This is a genomic window from Streptomyces sp. NPDC101234, assembly GCF_044767525.1.
Classification (GTDB): domain Bacteria; phylum Actinomycetota; class Actinomycetes; order Streptomycetales; family Streptomycetaceae; genus Streptomyces; species Streptomyces sasae.
Genome location: NZ_JBIWOA010000035.1, coordinates 29,747 through 45,265, shown reverse-complemented (window position 1 = coordinate 45,265; position 15,519 = coordinate 29,747). Strand labels below are relative to the sequence as shown.

Genomic DNA, 15,519 nt, shown 5'->3' with positions numbered 1-15,519 from the left:
ACGGTTCCCGCGCCTGCCATGATTGAATCGATTCAATCATGGCTTGCCCGTGACCACCCTTGGGACCACTTGGGGCTGAACCATGCTCGAATCCCCCTCTCATCGTGGCGGGACAACCCGTCGGTCGGTGCTGGCTGCCGGTCTGTCGACCGGCCTGCTCGCCGCACTCGGGCCGGCGGCCACCGCCGCAGCCACGGGAGCGGTGCCCACGGCGGACTGGTTCGCCGCGCCCCCGAGGACGGTCCGGCCCAGGTTCCGTTGGTGGTGGCCGGACGGGCTGGTGGATCCCGTCGAGATCGCGCGGGAGATCGACCAGATCGCGGACGCGGGATTCGGCGGGGCCGAGATCGCGGCCGTGCACCACAGCATCACCGACACCTCCGTGCTGGACACCGCCCACCATGGCTGGGGCAGCGCCGCCTGGCGCGACGGCGTGGCTGCCGCACTGCGCCAGGCGGCCAGCCGCGGTCTGACAGTCGACCTCACTCTTGGCCCGAGCTGGCCCGTCGCCGTACCGGGTGTCACCCCCGACGACGACGCGGCGGTCAAGGAACTCGCCTACGGCAAGGTCTCGTTGACGAGTGGCGCCACCTACGACGGACCGGTGCCGCCCCCGGTGCGTGCGGCAGCCTCCGGTGTGACCGTGCAGACGCTGCTCGCGGTGCAGGCCGCCCGGGTCAACACCGCCAACTCCAGTGGCAAGGCGACCGGGCTCGACGCGGACAGTGTCACCGACCTCAGCGCCCGGGTGTCGGACGGCAACCTGCGCTGGACCCCACCCGACCAGGCGACCTGGGTGATCCTGTCGTACTGGCAGCGGGGTTCCGGTCAGCAGCCCGAGGCGGGACCGCACTGCTCCCCCGCCGCCTACGTCGTCGACCACTTCAGCGCGGCCGGGACCGCGGCCGTCACCCGTTACTGGGACGGCGAGATCCTCGACCCCGCGCTGCGCAGACTGCTCGGATCGGTGGGCGGTGCCTTCTTCGAGGACTCCGTGGAACTGGAGACCAAGGGGCTGCAGTGGACGCCCGGGCTGCCCGACGCGTTCCGCCGGCGCACGGGACGCGACCTGCTGCCGTATCTGCCGGCCGTCGTCCTCGACAGCGGCAACCAGGCCTTCGCCTTCGAGGCCCGGCTCACCCAGGAGATCCGGCACGACTTCTGGGCGACCGTGTCGGACCTGTTCAACGAGCACCACCTGGGGGCGCTCAAGGAGTGGGCGCACGGGCACGGCATGAAGCTGCGCTCACAGCCCTACGGCCTGCAGACCGACGCGATCGCCTCGGCGGCCGTCCTCGACATCCCCGAGGGCGAATCGCTCGGCTTCAAGAACCTCGACGACTACCGCTGCCTCGCCGGCGGCCGCGACATGGCGGGCCACCGCATCCTGTCCTGCGAGGCGGGCGCGTACGCGGGCGGCGCCTACAACACCACCTGGGACAGGTTCCTGCGCACCATGGGCGGCGCGTACGCGGCGGGCGTCAACCAGACGGTGATCCACGGCTTCTCCTACGCCACCGCGCCGGGCGTGAGCTGGCCCGGGTTCGCCGCGTTCAGCCCCTACGGGGGTGCGCCGGGGTACGGCGAGTCCTGGGGGCCGCGCCAGCCCACGTGGCGGCACGTCCCGGACGTCGCCGGCTACCTCGGCCGCGTGCACCAGGTGCTCCAGTCCGGCACCGCCCGCGCGGACGTCGCCGTCTTCCGGCAGACCGGCTACACCGCGACCGGCATCGGCGCCTCCTGGCTGACCGCCACGGGCGTCCCGCTCGGCTGGACCCACCAGTTCCTCAGCGGGCCCCTGCTCGACCTGCCCTCGGCCAGGGTGTCCGGCAACCGCCTAGCGCCGGACGGGCCCGCCTACAAGGCCCTCTTCCTCGAAGGCGACTTCTTCTACGGCTCCAGCCCCACGCTGGCCGTCGCCGACGCCCGTAAGCTGCTCGGCCTCGCTCAGGCCGGGCTGCCCACCGTGCTGTTCGGCGCCTTCGACCAGGCCTTCACTCCGGGACTCCCCGACGATGGCGAGACGGCCGAACTGCGCGCACTCACGGCGCAGTTGCTGTCCCTGCCGAATGTCCGTCGGGTCAGCGACAAGACCCTGGTGGGCGCGGCCTTCGCGGAGCTCGGTGTGACACCCGACGCCTCCTACGCCACGCCCTCGACCCTGCTCAACGCGCACCGGGTGACCGACGAGGCCGACTTCTACTACCTGTGCAACGGCAAGCACGCCGAGACGGTCAAGCCGCCGGTCGCCGTCATCGACCACGATGTGACACTGCACAGCACGCGGCGCTCGGGTTCCGGCGCTGTTCCCTACCTCCTCGATCCCTGGACCGGGCGGGTCTCCCGGCTCGCCCGGTACACCCAGGACGGGGACGCGTTCACGTTCCGGGTGACGCTCCAGCCCGGCGAGACGCTCGTCGTCGCGCTGGCACGGCCCACCGCGTTCGGGGACCGTTCCGGCGCCCGTCCGCATGTGGTGGCCACCGACGCGGACATCGCGCTGTTCACGGACGGCTCGCTCGCCGTGCGCGCGACAGCGGCCGGCACGTACACCACCACCTTGTCGAACGGCCGCACGCTCACCACGAAGATCCCCGAGGTCCCCGCGGCCGTCACGCTCGACGGGTGGAGTCTCACGGTCGACGACTGGCGGCCCGGCGCCGACGCCACCAGCACCGAGATCGTCGGGCGCTCCCTCACCCTCGACGCGCTGCTGCCCTGGTCGCAGATCCCGGAGCTGGCCGACGTCGGCGGGATCGGCCGCTACCGCACGACCGTCACCCTCCCCCGCACGTGGACGTCCTCGATGGGCGCCCTGCTGCGGCTGGGCACCGTCAGCGACACCTGCCGGGTCTCCGTCAACGGCTCCCGGCTCGATCCCGTCGACCGCCTCAACCCCGTGGTGGACCTGTGCGGGCTGCTCCGCCCCGGCGCCAACATCGTCGAAGTGGAGGTCGCCACACCGCTGTTCAACCGGCTCCGGGTCAGCAACCCGACGGTCTTCGGAGCGGCGGCACGCCAGTCGTACGGCCTCGTCGGCCCGGTCCAGCTCGTCCCCTACGCCCAGCGGACGGTGGCCTGAACCGGCCCGGTCCGGGCTGCCCGGACAGGTGCCGCCGTGAAACGGATCCTGGTGGTGGGTGTCACCGGCGCGGGCAAGTCCACGCTCGCGCGCACCGTCGGCCGTCGGCTGGGGCTGCCGTACCACGAGATGGACGCGCTGTACTTCAGCGGCCCCGGCTGGGCGGTGAACGGCGCGTTCGGCGAGGATGTGGCGCGCTTCAGCGCACAGCCGCGCTGGGTCGTGGACTCCCTCGGCTACCCGGAGGTCCGCGATCTCCTGTGGGGTCGCGCCGACGCCGTGGTGTGGCTGGACTATCCCCGGCATGTGGTCATGCCCCGGGTGGTGCGCCGGTCCCTCCGGCGCTCCGTCCGGCGTGAGGTGTTGTTCGGCGGCAACCGGGAGACCTGGGGCGGCTGGCTGAGCCGGGAACACCCGGTGTGGTGGTCCTGGTCCCAGCACGCGGCGCGGCGCGCGGAGATCGGACGGCGGACCCGTGATCCGCGCTTCGCACCGCTCGAGACCCTCCGTTTCGCCGACCCCGGCGAGACTGCCGCCTGGCTGGCCGATCTCTGACCCGGGCTCGGGCCGCGGTTCCTTGGCGGAAATCGTCCGACGGTCGCGGCAACGCGAAGGGCCCGTCCGGAGTTCGGACGGGCCCTTTCAGCGAGCGCCGGGCAGGCCTTGCACCTGCATTTCCCCACAGGAAGCGGAGCGTCTTTCCTTGGACCACCAACGCGGCACCGGGCGCCGGGACTTCACGGCGACCAGCTCGTGATCAATGGTAGCGCACCCGACGGGTGCCTCACTCCACACCACTGCTCCGCGCCTCGGCAGTCCCTGTCCGGTGCGGTGCGGACTCGGTCGCCCGATGTTCGGGTCTCGGGGCGGGCAGGGCCTGAGGGGCGCCGTCGGCGGTGCCCGGCCCGGCGGTGAGCACCAGGACCTCGTCGGCGGCGCTCCACACGCGCCGTTCGGACCTGCCGGGGCACAACAGGACACGGTCGTAAGGCCGGAGCGCATGCGGATCGTGCACGCGGTAGCCGATCGCGCACTCACCACGCTCCAGCGCCGCCGCGGTCACCGTGGCGAACGCGGCTTCGTGGCCTGGCAGTACGTAGTGGTCGGCCGTGCGCAGGGCCAGGGCGCCGCCGCGCGTGGCGAAGATCTCCTCGAACACGGCGGCCAGTTCGGGGTTCTGCACGATCTGCGCCATCAGCAGGGCGGTGAGTTCGCCCCGGACGACGACATCGGACGTCGGGCCCAGCGGGGCGACCGTACGGCTGCGGTGGTCGCGCATCTCCGCCACGACCGGCAGCACACGACCGGACCGCTGCTCCCACGCCCGCAGGGTCAGCAGTGCCAACAGGGTTCGCTCGTCGGGCCGTTCGGGACCGTTCCCCTCGTCGGTCCCGAGGGCGATGACGCTGTCGTAGGCGGAGAGGTCGACTCCGTGCAGGGCCTCGGGAGCGGCCAGGTCGCGGGTGTGGTGCACGACGGCGAGCGGCTCGGCGGCGGCCTGGGGCGACGGGATCTCCTGCCGCTTGGGGGCGGAGTCGGCTGAGGTCACCACGTCGAGGACGGAGCCGGACCGGGCGGTGCGGCGCAGGGCGTCCACGATCAGCGGGGCCCGACGGTTCCAGCCCAGCAGCAACAGCCGAGCCGGGGTTTCCTGCACCGGCCCGGGCGGTGTCGGAAGCACCGCGCTGTCGACACCGGCCCAGGGGTCCGTGAGCGAGACGGCCCGGTCGTCGTGGGCGACGGTGACCAGCCGGTCCCCCGGTTCCAGCACGGTCTGCGGCGGGGGTGTGAGCAGCGGCCGTCCGTCCGGGCGCAGGATTCCCACCGCGCAGGACGTCTCCAGGCGCAGGGCGACCTCCTCGAAGGACAGTCCCACCGCTTCCGGGACGTCGGCCACATGGAACTCGGCGCCGGAGAAGTCGAGGAGGTCACGCAGCGCCGACGGCATCCCGGGCCGTCGGGCCGCCTGGACGAGCAGCCGTGCCGAGGTCCGGTCGGTCTCCAGGACGGTGCCGCGCGCTCCGGCGGCCAGCCGTGCGGCGGGCACGTAGCGGCCGTCGTGGACGGCGGCGACCACGCGCGGTCCGTTCCGTCCGTCGTCGGCGCCGAGCAGGGCGCGCAGCGCCAGCAGGGTCCGTACGACCGTGAGATCGCCGTCGGAGTCGTCCCCGGGCAGCACCGCCACCGCCCTGGCCGCGCCCGGGGTGACCAGGGCCAGGGCGTCGGGGTCGGTGGGAGCGCCGGTCCGGCAGACCAGCCGGACGCCGTCGGTGACGCCCAGGGCGGCGGTGAGCGCGCTCTCCATGCGTGCCGGGTCCAGGTCGGCCAGCACGGTGATCACGTGTCGTCCCGATCCGCCCCGCCCTCGTGCACCCCGTCCGCTTCCGGCGCGTCCGGCGATCAGTTCGGAGACCAGGGTGAAGATCTGGTCGGTCCAGCCGAGCACCACGTCATGATCGTGCTCCAGCACCCGTGAGCGGCCGCGCCGTAGTTCGGTGAGTCGGTCGCCGAGGCCCGTGGTGACGACTCCGACGACCGTCGACACGCACAGCAGCGCGATCAGGCCGAGCAGCACGGACAGCAGCATCCGCGTGGGCGCGCCCTTCACCGCGCCGAGCCTGAGGGTCTCCGCGCTGGTCCGCCACACCTGGGCGAGCCGGCCCGAAAGGGAACGCGGCGCGCCGGGGTCCGTCCACACCAGCAGGGTGCTGACGGGCACGACGACCGCCAGACAGCACACGGCGAGCCAGCCGAGCAGTGCGCCTGTGCTGCGGGCGAGCGTCCTGTCGAACAAGTACCGCGCCCGGTGCCGTAACGAAGTCCGTTCCCGCCCTCGTTCCATCTCAGCCCCCCCTGATTCCCGCATATGCCTCGGCGATTCGGAGGATGCCGGGTGCGCGGCGCGCGACACGCCGTCCGACCGGGACCTTCATCCTTTCGGGCAGCGTCGGGGAGCCGAAACCCGGGCGGGTCCCGGTGCCGGCGCGGGACCGTGCCGCGGTCATGGCAGGCCCGGCGGAGGGTTGCCCGCACCGCCTGTTCACCCTGCTCACCTGTCACCGGCTCCTGTTCGCCGCCGTGTCCCGTGCGCGTCCTCGCAGGCCGTGGGTGTCGCGGCGGCTCCGAGCCGGTCCGGCACATCCGGTCCACCTTCGCTGACGTTCCATCAAGTTCGGTTGTGTGATGTGGAATTCAGGTTGGACGACTGGCGCCGCACACTTCCCGACGGGTAAGTCATGACCCTGTCACCATCGGCAACTCCTGCCACAGCGAAGGGATTTCCCGTGCGTCTGCGCCCCTTGCGCGTCCTGTGCTGTTCCGCCGTCCTCGCTCTGTCGGCGCCCGTCCTGCTCCCGGGCACCGCCTCGGCCGCGGTCCCCACATCCTCGGTCTATCTCCAGAACTACGTCACCGGTCTCAACGCGGCCGACAGCAGCGGCACCGTCGCGGCCCACAATCCCAAGGGCAACGAGGACCACCAGCAGTGGACCGCCGTCGCGGTCAGCGGTGGGTACCAACTCCAGAACGCCGACGAGTCCGGTACCTGCCTGGGGCGCAACGGAACCACGGCGGTCACCGCCACCTGCGGCGCGGACGGCACCACCTGGGCGATCACCGCCGGCGCCGACAGCACCTACACGGTCGCCGTCCCCGGCACCTCGCAGTACCTGACCGGATCGTCCTCGGACTCGAGTTCCGTGCAGCTGGGCGCCTCGGGCGATCTCGCCCGCTGGTACCTCTCCCCGGTCTCCTACGCCACCTCGGCGATGCCCTCGGCCGACACCCGCACCCTCGACCAGGTCACGTTCCTGACCGCCCACAACGCGTTCGCCAACAGCTCCGACGGCAACTTCGCCTCGTTCCCGGTCAGTCTGTTCCCCAACCAGAACTACGGCATCAACCGTCAACTCTCCGACGGTGTGCGCGGGTTCATGCTCGACGACTACACCGTCTCCGGCCAGGCGGTCCTGTGCCACAACAGCTGCGACGGCGTCAGCAGTCCGGTTCCGCTCGCCACCGACCTCCAGCGCATCGTCGACTTCCTCAAGGCGAACCCCGGCCAGTTCGCGACGGTGTTCCTGGAGGACTACGCCTCCTCCGACGTGCTGAAGTCCTCGCTCGCCTCCGTCAGCGGTCTGTCCGACGTGCTGTACCGGCCCGACCAGGAGGGCGTGGCGAGCAAGGGCTGGCCGACCATGGCCGATCTGGCGGCCCGGGGCAAGCAGTTGCTGATCTTCAGCGACCGGACCCGGGCGAGCGACACCGCCAACGGCTGGACCACGCGCGACACCTTCGGCGTGATGTACCAGCGCGAGTGGACCGTGGAGAACTACTGGTCCATGGGCGCCGGTCTCGGTAGCTCCGACTGGTCCTGCTACAGCCGGTGGGGCACCGACAGGCCGCTCACCACGGACTCGTCCGCCTTCCACCCGCTGTTCGTGATGAACCACTTCCGGGACTACCCCATCGCCTCCACCGCCGCCACCGACAACGGCAAGCTCCTCAACCGCGCACAGAACTTCTGCACGCCCGCCGCCCGGAAGAAGCCCAACTACCTGGCCGTGGACCGCTACGACACAGGCTCGCCGACCCCGCTCAGCTCGGTGGGCACCCTCAACACGTACATCCTCACGCCGGGCCAGTGACCGCCCGCCGGCCGGGGCGGCACGACTGCCGCCCCGGCCGGTTCAAGCCGCGTTCGGCTCGGGCCCCGTCCGGCTCGGGCCCCGTTCGGCTCGGGCCCCGTCCGGTTCAGGCCCCGTCCGTGGAGAGTCGCGGTGCGGCGGTGACGATCGCGTGCACGGTCTCGGTGACGAGCCGCCGGTCCAGGGGTGCGTCGGCGAAGGCGCGGTGCATCGGCCAGCCCTCGATCAGCGCGTCGAGCGCGCGGGACACCCCGGGCGTGAAGTGCAGGGCGAGGCTGTCCCTGCTGCGTTCGAGCCAGGTGCGGGTGGTGGCGGAGACCGCCTCGTTGTGGTTGGCGTAGGCGTACATCTCGAAGATGAGCGTCATGTCGCGTTCCGTGGCGTAGGCCGGGCCGCAGATCAGCTCGACGACGGCCGCCTCGGCCTCGGCCGTCGAGGCGGCGGACTGCAGGGTCTGCCGGTAGAGCCGGGACATGGTGTCCGACAGGCGGGCGAAGGCCTGCGCGAGCAGGTCCGCCATGCCGTCGAAGTAGTACGTCAGCGAGCCCAGCGGCACCTCGGCCCGCGCCGCGATCCTGCGGTGGGTGGTTCTGTGCACCCCGCTCTCGGCGATCACGTCGAGGGCTGCATCGAGAATGCGCTCCTTGCGTCCGGGATCGTTCGGGATCTCGCGTCGTGTGCCGCTCACGTCCTCAATCTGCCATGGGTTGACCGCTCCAGAGTGTGTACAGATGTACAGGCAAGTGTGTACGGTCGTACAGACTCATGCACGGACACCTCTGGAGCCACCACCCATGACCGCCGACCTCGCCCGGCGCCGCACCGCCGTCTTCGTCCTGTTCTTCGCCCCCGGTCTGACGATCTCCTCCTGGGTGACCCGGACCCCGGACGTACGAGACCTGCTCGGCGCGTCCACCGCGCAGATGGGTCTGATCCTGTTCGGGCTCTCCGTCGGTTCGATGATCGGCATCCTGTGCTCGGGCGCGCTCGTGGCCCGTTGGGGTGCCCGGCTGGTCATCCTGGCCGGTACCTCGGCGATAGCGGCCGGTGCCGTGGTCGTCGGTGTCGGGGCCGCCGTCAGTTCGGGTCCCGGTGTCGCTCTGGGCCTCGGACTGTTCGGGCTGGGCATGGGCGGCGGCGAGGTGGCGCTCAATGTGGAGGGCGCGGAGGTGGAGCGGCTGCTGGGCCGTTCCACGCTGCCCGCCATGCACGGCTTCTTCAGTCTCGGCACGGTGCTCGGCGCGGTGGTCGGTATGTGCCTGACGGCGGTCGGCTTCCCGGTTCTGGTGCATCTCGTCGCCGTCGCCGCGGTGGTGCTGGGTGCCCTGGCCCTGGTCATCCGGCGGGTCCCCGTCGACGTGGGCCGGCAGCACGACCCGGGCGGGAGCCGCGAACCGGGCGCGGCGCGTGCCGCGGTGTGGAAGGACCCGGCGCTGCTGCTGATCGGGGGCGTCATCCTCGCCCTCGCCATGGCCGAGGGCACCGCGAACGACTGGCTGCCGCTGGTCATGGTGGACGGGCACGGCTTCGACGCCGCGCTGGGCTCGGCCGTGTACGCGGTGTTCGCCGCCGCGATGACCGTCGGGCGGTTCGTCGGCGGGCGGTTCGTGGACCGGTTCGGGCGGGCGGCGGCGCTGGGCGGGAGCGCGATCGTGGGAGCCGCCGGACTGGCTCTGGTGATCTTCGTGGACAACCAGGCGGTCGCGGCCGCGGCCGCCGTCCTCTGGGGCCTCGGGGCATCCCTCGGGTTCCCCGTCGCGCTCTCCGCGGCGGGCGATTCCGGCCCGGACGCCGCCGCGCGCGTCTCGCTGGCCGCGACCGTCGGTTATGTCGCCTTCCTGGTGGGCCCGCCGTCGCTCGGTTACCTCGGCGAGCACTTCGGGCTGCGGCACGCCCTGATCCTGGTGCTCGTCCTGGTGGTGGCCGCCGTGTTCGCCACACCTGCCGCCCGTTCGCCCCGGGCGGTACGGGACACGGAACCGGCCGGCGGGTGACGTCGGGCGCCGGGGCCGGGCGTGCCCCTGTGGACGCCCCGCGCGGAGCCGATGTGATGCCCGGCTGTGAGTACGTTCATTGCGTCCGCAGGAGCGAGGTGCCGGTCCGCCGATCGCAGTGGGACACGGCTTCGGTCCCGCACCTCGGTGTCATTCGGGGCGGCTGAAGCGGTGGGCGGCCCAGAGCAGGGCCAGGACTCCGCCGGCCAGCAGGAGGCCCCCTTCCAGGAGCAGGGGCGGTTGCCAGCCGGACCATTCGATGCCCACGGTGGCAGCCTTGTCCGGCACCCGTAGCTCGATGCAGCGGCGGAGCAGGTCCACTCCGTAGGCGAGCGGATTGACGGCGGCGAGGGTATGGGCCCAGCCCGGCAGGTTCTCCAGCGGGAAGAAGCCGCCGGAGAGGAACAACAGCGGCATCATCACGAGGCCCAGCAGCATCTGGAAGATCTCGGGCCGGTTGAGGCTCACGGCCAGCAGCAGGGACAGAGCCGTGATGGTGAAGGAGGCGAGGACCATGCCGGCGAGGAGCAGGGCCAGCAGGAGCGGGTCGTAGGGCAGGCCGACGACGCCGCCCAGGCCGAGCAGGACGGCACCCTGGACCGTGGAGACGATGGTGCCGCCGGCGCAGCTGCCGAGCAGGAGGGTGGGCCGGCCGACCGGGGCCATCAGGAGTTCGCGCAGGTAGCCGCTCTGCCGGTCGGTGATCAGGCGGATGCCGACGACGATGGCCGGCGTCTGTACCGTCATCATCAGCATGCCCGGGAAGAGGTAGGTCTGGTATCCGACACCCAGCGATGACTTCGGGATCAGGTCGGCGAGACCGCCCCCCAGGATGAGGAGGTAGAGCACCGGCTGGAGCAGCATCAGGGCGGTGTGGGTGGGCTGGGTGGCCAGGCGCAGCAGATCGCGGTGGACCAGGGCGTGGACCGCGCGCAGTTCGTGGCGCAGGGGGCGCCTCGGCTCACGGCCTGTGCTGCCGGAGTCGCCCTGGTCGTCAGGGGTACCGGAGGTGTCCGAGGCCGGGAGAGCGGGTGCGGTCACGGGGCCTCCTCGGTTGCGGTGGTGGTCGCGCCCGGAGCCGGAGCGGCCGGTGTCGGGTGGGACCGGGGGGCGTGGATGCTGCGGCCGGTGTGGTGGAAGAAGACGTCGTCGAGCGTCGGCGGGGTCGCGGACGCGGCGTGCACCGCGATGCCGTGGGCTTCCAGTGCCGCGCACAGGCGGGGGATCCAGGCGCTGCCGTGGGGCAGGCGGAGTGACACCCCCTCGGTGTCCAGGGTGACGGCGCGGCCCGACGGCGCGGTCCGGCCCACGACCTCTTGTGCTGCCGTGTCGTCGCCGGTGCGCAGCACCACCCGGTCGTCCCCGATCGCGGCCTTCAGCGCGAGAGGCGTGCCCTGGGCCACGAGCCGGCCGTGGTCGAGGATGCCGAGGCGGTCACAGTTCTCCGCCTCCTCCAGGTAGTGGGTGGTGACGAAGAGCGTGCTGCCGTACTGGTCGCGCAGTACGCGCAGGTGTTCCCAGACCTGGGCACGGGCGTGCGGGTCGAGTCCGGTGGTCGGCTCGTCGAGGAACAGCACCTGGGGCGCGTGCAGCAGGCCACGCGCGAGTTCCAGGCGGCGACGCATGCCTCCGGACAGGGTGCGTACCGGGGAGCGCCGCCGGTCGGCCAGTCCGACCGTTTCGAGCATCTCGGTGACACGCACGCGGGCGTGGCGGCGGCGCAGTCCGTAGAGACGCGCGTGGATGTGCAGGTTCTGTTCGGCTGTCAGGTCCGGGTCCAGGGCGCTGTGCTGGAAGAGCATCCCGACCATTCTTCGTACCTGGTCCGGCCGGCTGAGCACGTCTGCGCCCGCCACCACGGCCTGTCCGGCGGTGGGGCGGGCCAGGGCACACAGCAGGGCGAGGGTGGTGGACTTCCCCGCGCCGTTGGGGCCGAGGAAGGCGAACACCTCGCCTTTGAGCACGTCCAGGTCCAGGCCGCGGACGGCGTGGGTGGCGGTCCCGTCCGGGCCCGTGTAGCTCTTGACCAGGCCGCGCGCGCTGATGGCGTACACCGGCCGGGCGGCGGGCTGCGCGGTGTCCGGGCTTGTGAGGTCGGCGGTCGGTGGGGTTGCTCGGCTGCGAGCGTCGTCACCGGCAGGTGGCTGCATGGTCGGGTCCTCGTCGACGGGGGGTCTTCCGCAGGCCTGCCGGTCGCAGCGGCCTCGGCTCCGGCCGGTGGCCGCCCGAGGGCGACCACCGGCCGGAGGTTTTCGACTAGGCGCAGCTGATGCCCACGCAGACGGTGTTGAGCAGCGTCAGCAGGCCGACGCACGCACACGTACCGCTGAACTGGTCTCCTTCGACGGCGACCGGCTCGGTCTCCGGAAGGGCGTGCAGGTGGGCCAGCACTTCGAGGGCCTGGTTGTTCTCCATGAGATTCTCCTTCTGTGAGCGGTTGCGACAGGTGGGTGGCCTGTCGCTCACCCCGGCTGCTGGACGGTCCAGTGCCGGGAGTCTGTGTGGCGAGTCCTCAGGAGGAACGCCAGGATTCCTGCGGACCCGTCGCTCCAGCTCGTCGAGACCTCCCCGTACTCGTTGGGGAAGACGACGTGGCTGTCGCGGTGGGCCCGTTCGGAGACGATGAGGCGGGCCAGATCCTCGGCCATCGCCCGGTAGTCGGGATCCCCGGTGGCCTCGGCCATGTCGAGGAGGAAGTCGCCGTTGCCCGCCTGTCCGTGGCACTGGGCGAGGGCGGCCCTGGATGCGCGCTCCAGGACGGCGTGTGCGGCGCCGCGGGCGAGATCGCCGAATCGTTTGTCCCCGGTCCGCTGCCAGAGTCGGATCAGGAAGGATCCGATCCCCGCCGAACCGTGGCACCAGTACGGGGCCGTGGGCAGGTCCGTGGCCTGGGCCGGCCATTGGGCCGCTTGGCCGACCATCACGACGTTGGCCACCAGATGCTCTCCCGCCGCCAGAGCCAGCTCCAGGTGTTCCGGCCGGTCGGAGACGGCCGCGGCGGTGAGAAGGAAGGAGCCGATGCCGGATGTTCCGTGCGCGAAGCCCAGATAGCGTTTGCCGGCCTCTTCGGAGACTGCTTCCGCGGGGACGGGCCAGCTCACGCCCGACGGCTCGGGCTGTGCGGCGGCGGCCAGCCGGTCGGCCGCGTCGACGACCAGTTCGGCCAGGCGTGGGTCACCGGTACGACGCCACAGGTGGGCGGCGGCGAGTCCGCTGCCCGCGGAGCCGTGGGTGATGTCGTGACTGAGCGTCGACTCCAGCGGGGCCAGTGCCAGGGCCAGGGCGTGGTCCGTGAGCGCGCGGTCGTCGACGGCGCGTCCGGCGTCGTACAGCGCCCAGGCGATTCCACGGCCGCCGAAGTGCAGGCCCGGACGGATGGAGCGGGTGTCGGTACGCGCTGCGATCCAGTGGCCCGCGGTGGAGATCAGGTCCGGCAGGCGTGGGTCGCCGGTGAGCTCGAAGTACCTTGTCAGGACCGCCAGTACACCTGCCGCGCCTTGCTGTACGGTGCAGGGGTCCGCCTCCCCGGCCAGGGTGGAGACGGGCCACAGCCTCCGGTCGTCGGCCGGGGTCATCGAATCGACGAGGTGGTCCACCATCCCGGTGACCGCAACCTGCGTCGCGTCGTCCGGTCGGTCGGCCCGCTCGGGTGCGGCGGCGGGGTGCCCCGGCCGCGCCGGGTCATTCCGCTGGAGGGCCGCACGCGCTCTGGCGGGGTCCCAGCGCTCGCCGGGATCGTCTTTCGTCAGCCCGAGGATCATCTCCGGCAGACCGTCCGGCAGGTGCAACGTTCCGGCACAGGCGGTCAGCCACTCGGCGAACCGCTGCTCCTCACCTCTGGTGGCCGGCTCCTCGGGCAGCAGGTTCGGTACCTTGCCGGCGAGCACGAAGCACACGGTGGCGCCGAGGCTGTAGTAGTCGGCCGTCGGGGAGACCGCAGCGCCCACCAGGCGCTCGGGGGCGCTGAATCCGGGGGTCCCCACTGTGGTCGGGAGCGGGACGTCGTCCTCCAGGACGGCGAGCTCCAGGTCGATGAGGCGCAGTTCTCCGTCGGGGCGGACCATGACGTTGGCCGGCGTGAAGTCCCTCAGTACGCAGCCGCGGTCGTGGGCCGCCGCGACCAGTTCCACCAGACGTCCGACCTGGGCGAGCGCGTCTGCTCGGTAGCGTTCGCTTCCGACGTCACGGAAGCGCTCGGCGACCCAGTTGCGCAGGGGCACGCCCGGCACTTCCTCCTGGGCGAGGAAGAGGTGTCCGCCCGTCTCGAACATGGCGAGCGGTTCCGGTGCCAGCCCGGTGCCCTTGAGCTTCTCCAGTGTCCTGGCCTCGGCCCGCAGCCAGTCGCGGACGTCGGAGCCGGACGCGTCGCCCTCGACATGCGGCCTGGCCTCCTTGATCACCACGGGTGCGCCCGTGGTGACGTCGGTGCCCCGGTAGACGCCGCCCTTGTTGGTGTGCCGGATCGCTTCCCGTACCGAGAACCGGCCGCCGAGCAGCACCGGGCTGCTCGCCGCCTTCTCCTGTTGCGGTGGCAGCGGTACCGAGGCGGGGAACGGGCTGACCGCCCAAGGGGGTGGGGAGTACCGGCCGGTGCGCTTGTCCTCCACGGGATTGCCGTCGGGGTCCTCGATGAACCACACCAGCAGACCCTGGTCCGACAGCCGCCGCCGGCCGACGAAGGCGCCGTAGCGGTAGTGCACCAGACTGTGCGGGGCGTACGGCTGATCGGACAGGATCCGGGGACCGGCCAGACCTGCCGTGGCCTTGTGCAGCGCCAGGGCGATCCGGGCCGCGTCGCCGTCGGAGGGCGGGTATACGGTGATGAACTTGCCCGAACTTCCGCGCGGAGTGGCACGGGAGTTGAGCGCGCCCACCTGTTCGAGCGACCGGACGAACTTGAATCCGGCCTCCTCGATCAGCAGCACGTCCAAGGCCTTCACGAGGACTTCCGGCGCGGAGGCGGACGTCGCGGACACGTGCAGTTTCCAGCCCTGCCGGCGTCGAATTCCGGACTGGGATGTAAGGCGGCACCACATCTCGTCCGCGTCGGTCGTCCAACGCTCGCTCGTACCTGTGGCCTGTAACCTCTGGCGTAGCAGACTTTCGAGGTCGACTTCGGTTGCGTGGCTAGTCATGCGTGTCCCTCTCAACGGTGAGAACCGCTGGCTGGAATTTGTTTTCAGCAAGAAGAAACGTACAACCCGCACCCGGCGAAAGTCACTTGATTCGGCGAGCGCACGGTGTTGTTACGGCGATGGATGGCGCAGTCCGGCGCAAATACAGGCGCACGGCTGTTACCCGCCAGAAATACTCCGCCTGTTCGATGACACGTCATCCCGCACGCAGGAAGAATAAACAACTGAGTGAATTCATTCCGAATCTTACCCCGGCTATACAGATTCAGGAGAATCGCCGCGACACGCTGTCCCCAAGTCCCCCAGCAGTCCCCTTCCAATCGGCGGCCAAGAGCACCGTTCTCACGCGCGTCATCTGCCGGCGCCCGGCTTCCACCAAGCGGTGAATTGAGCACGAATAGCGGCCATGACCACGGCGAACGAACGCCATCGGTGCGGCGAATCACCCCATTCGAATGGAGGCTCGATTACAAGCAAGGGGTGCCTCATGGCCCGCCTGCCCTCCTGTCCGCCCGAGACGCGCAAACGTGCGGTGCCACCTCACCCGGGCGCGCGCCAAGGGCCGTCGCACGGGCTTTACCAGGACCGGCTGCCGCCTCGCTCAGCTCGGCGTCGTCGCCTTCAAGATCTCGTTCGCGCGGCCCGGTTCCGCACAGGCGAAT

General features: G+C 71.3%; 10 protein-coding genes. 4 read left to right on the top strand and 6 right to left on the bottom strand.

The window, feature by feature from the left end:
* The first annotated feature begins 82 nt into the window (after nucleotides 1-82).
* The gene (locus ACIRR9_RS43280; RefSeq protein WP_403764197.1) at nucleotides 83-3,082 is read left to right on the top strand and encodes a glycosyl hydrolase; all 3,000 of its coding nucleotides are present in this window, start codon (nucleotides 83-85) and stop codon (nucleotides 3,080-3,082) included.
* Between the two features lie 36 nt (nucleotides 3,083-3,118).
* A complete protein-coding gene (locus tag ACIRR9_RS43275; protein ID WP_403764195.1) occupies nucleotides 3,119-3,637 on the top strand; it encodes an adenylate kinase in 519 nt (172 codons plus the stop codon).
* Nucleotides 3,638-3,866: 229 nt separating this feature from the next.
* Here ACIRR9_RS43275 and ACIRR9_RS43270 read toward each other — a convergent pair whose 3' ends face one another.
* On the bottom strand, nucleotides 3,867-5,924 hold the full coding sequence (locus ACIRR9_RS43270; protein ID WP_403764194.1) for an NAD-binding lipoprotein: 2,058 nt from the start codon (nucleotides 5,922-5,924) through the stop codon (nucleotides 3,867-3,869).
* 448 nt (nucleotides 5,925-6,372) lie between these two features.
* Between ACIRR9_RS43270 and ACIRR9_RS43265 the strand changes: the two genes are divergently transcribed.
* Nucleotides 6,373-7,728 carry an RICIN domain-containing protein gene (locus ACIRR9_RS43265; protein WP_403764315.1) on the top strand — a complete coding sequence of 452 codons (1,356 nt, stop codon included), beginning with the start codon at nucleotides 6,373-6,375 and terminating at the stop codon, nucleotides 7,726-7,728.
* A gap of 106 nt (nucleotides 7,729-7,834) precedes the next feature.
* On the opposite strand, the gene ACIRR9_RS43260 is transcribed toward ACIRR9_RS43265, so the two are convergent.
* Nucleotides 7,835-8,416, bottom strand: a complete 582-nt coding sequence (locus ACIRR9_RS43260) for a TetR/AcrR family transcriptional regulator (RefSeq protein WP_403253372.1) — start codon at nucleotides 8,414-8,416, stop codon at nucleotides 7,835-7,837.
* 106 nt (nucleotides 8,417-8,522) lie between these two features.
* On the opposite strand from ACIRR9_RS43260, the gene ACIRR9_RS43255 reads away from it, so the two are divergent.
* A complete protein-coding gene (locus ACIRR9_RS43255; RefSeq protein ID WP_403764192.1) occupies nucleotides 8,523-9,722 on the top strand; it encodes an MFS transporter in 1,200 nt (399 codons plus the stop codon).
* A 150-nt stretch (nucleotides 9,723-9,872) separates the two neighbouring features.
* On the opposite strand, the gene ACIRR9_RS43250 is transcribed toward ACIRR9_RS43255, so the two are convergent.
* The 4 genes from ACIRR9_RS43250 to lanL all read right to left on the bottom strand — a co-directional run bounded on the left by ACIRR9_RS43250 (nucleotide 9,873) and on the right by lanL (nucleotide 14,857).
* Nucleotides 9,873-10,763, bottom strand: coding sequence for an ABC transporter permease (locus ACIRR9_RS43250; protein ID WP_403764190.1), 891 nt, complete (start codon nucleotides 10,761-10,763; stop codon nucleotides 9,873-9,875).
* Nucleotides 10,760-11,872: an ATP-binding cassette domain-containing protein gene (locus ACIRR9_RS43245; protein WP_403764188.1), complete on the bottom strand. Its 1,113-nt coding sequence runs from the start codon at nucleotides 11,870-11,872 to the stop codon at nucleotides 10,760-10,762. The genes ACIRR9_RS43250 and ACIRR9_RS43245 overlap by 4 nt, the downstream gene beginning before the upstream one ends.
* A gap of 106 nt (nucleotides 11,873-11,978) precedes the next feature.
* Nucleotides 11,979-12,137: a VenA family class IV lanthipeptide gene (locus ACIRR9_RS43240; RefSeq protein WP_385670579.1), complete on the bottom strand. Its 159-nt coding sequence runs from the start codon at nucleotides 12,135-12,137 to the stop codon at nucleotides 11,979-11,981.
* 47 nt (nucleotides 12,138-12,184) lie between these two features.
* Entirely contained in the window at nucleotides 12,185-14,857 is a 2,673-nt protein-coding gene (gene lanL / locus ACIRR9_RS43235) for a class IV lanthionine synthetase LanL (protein ID WP_403764186.1), read from the bottom strand.
* Nucleotides 14,858-15,519: the final 662 nt, after the last annotated feature.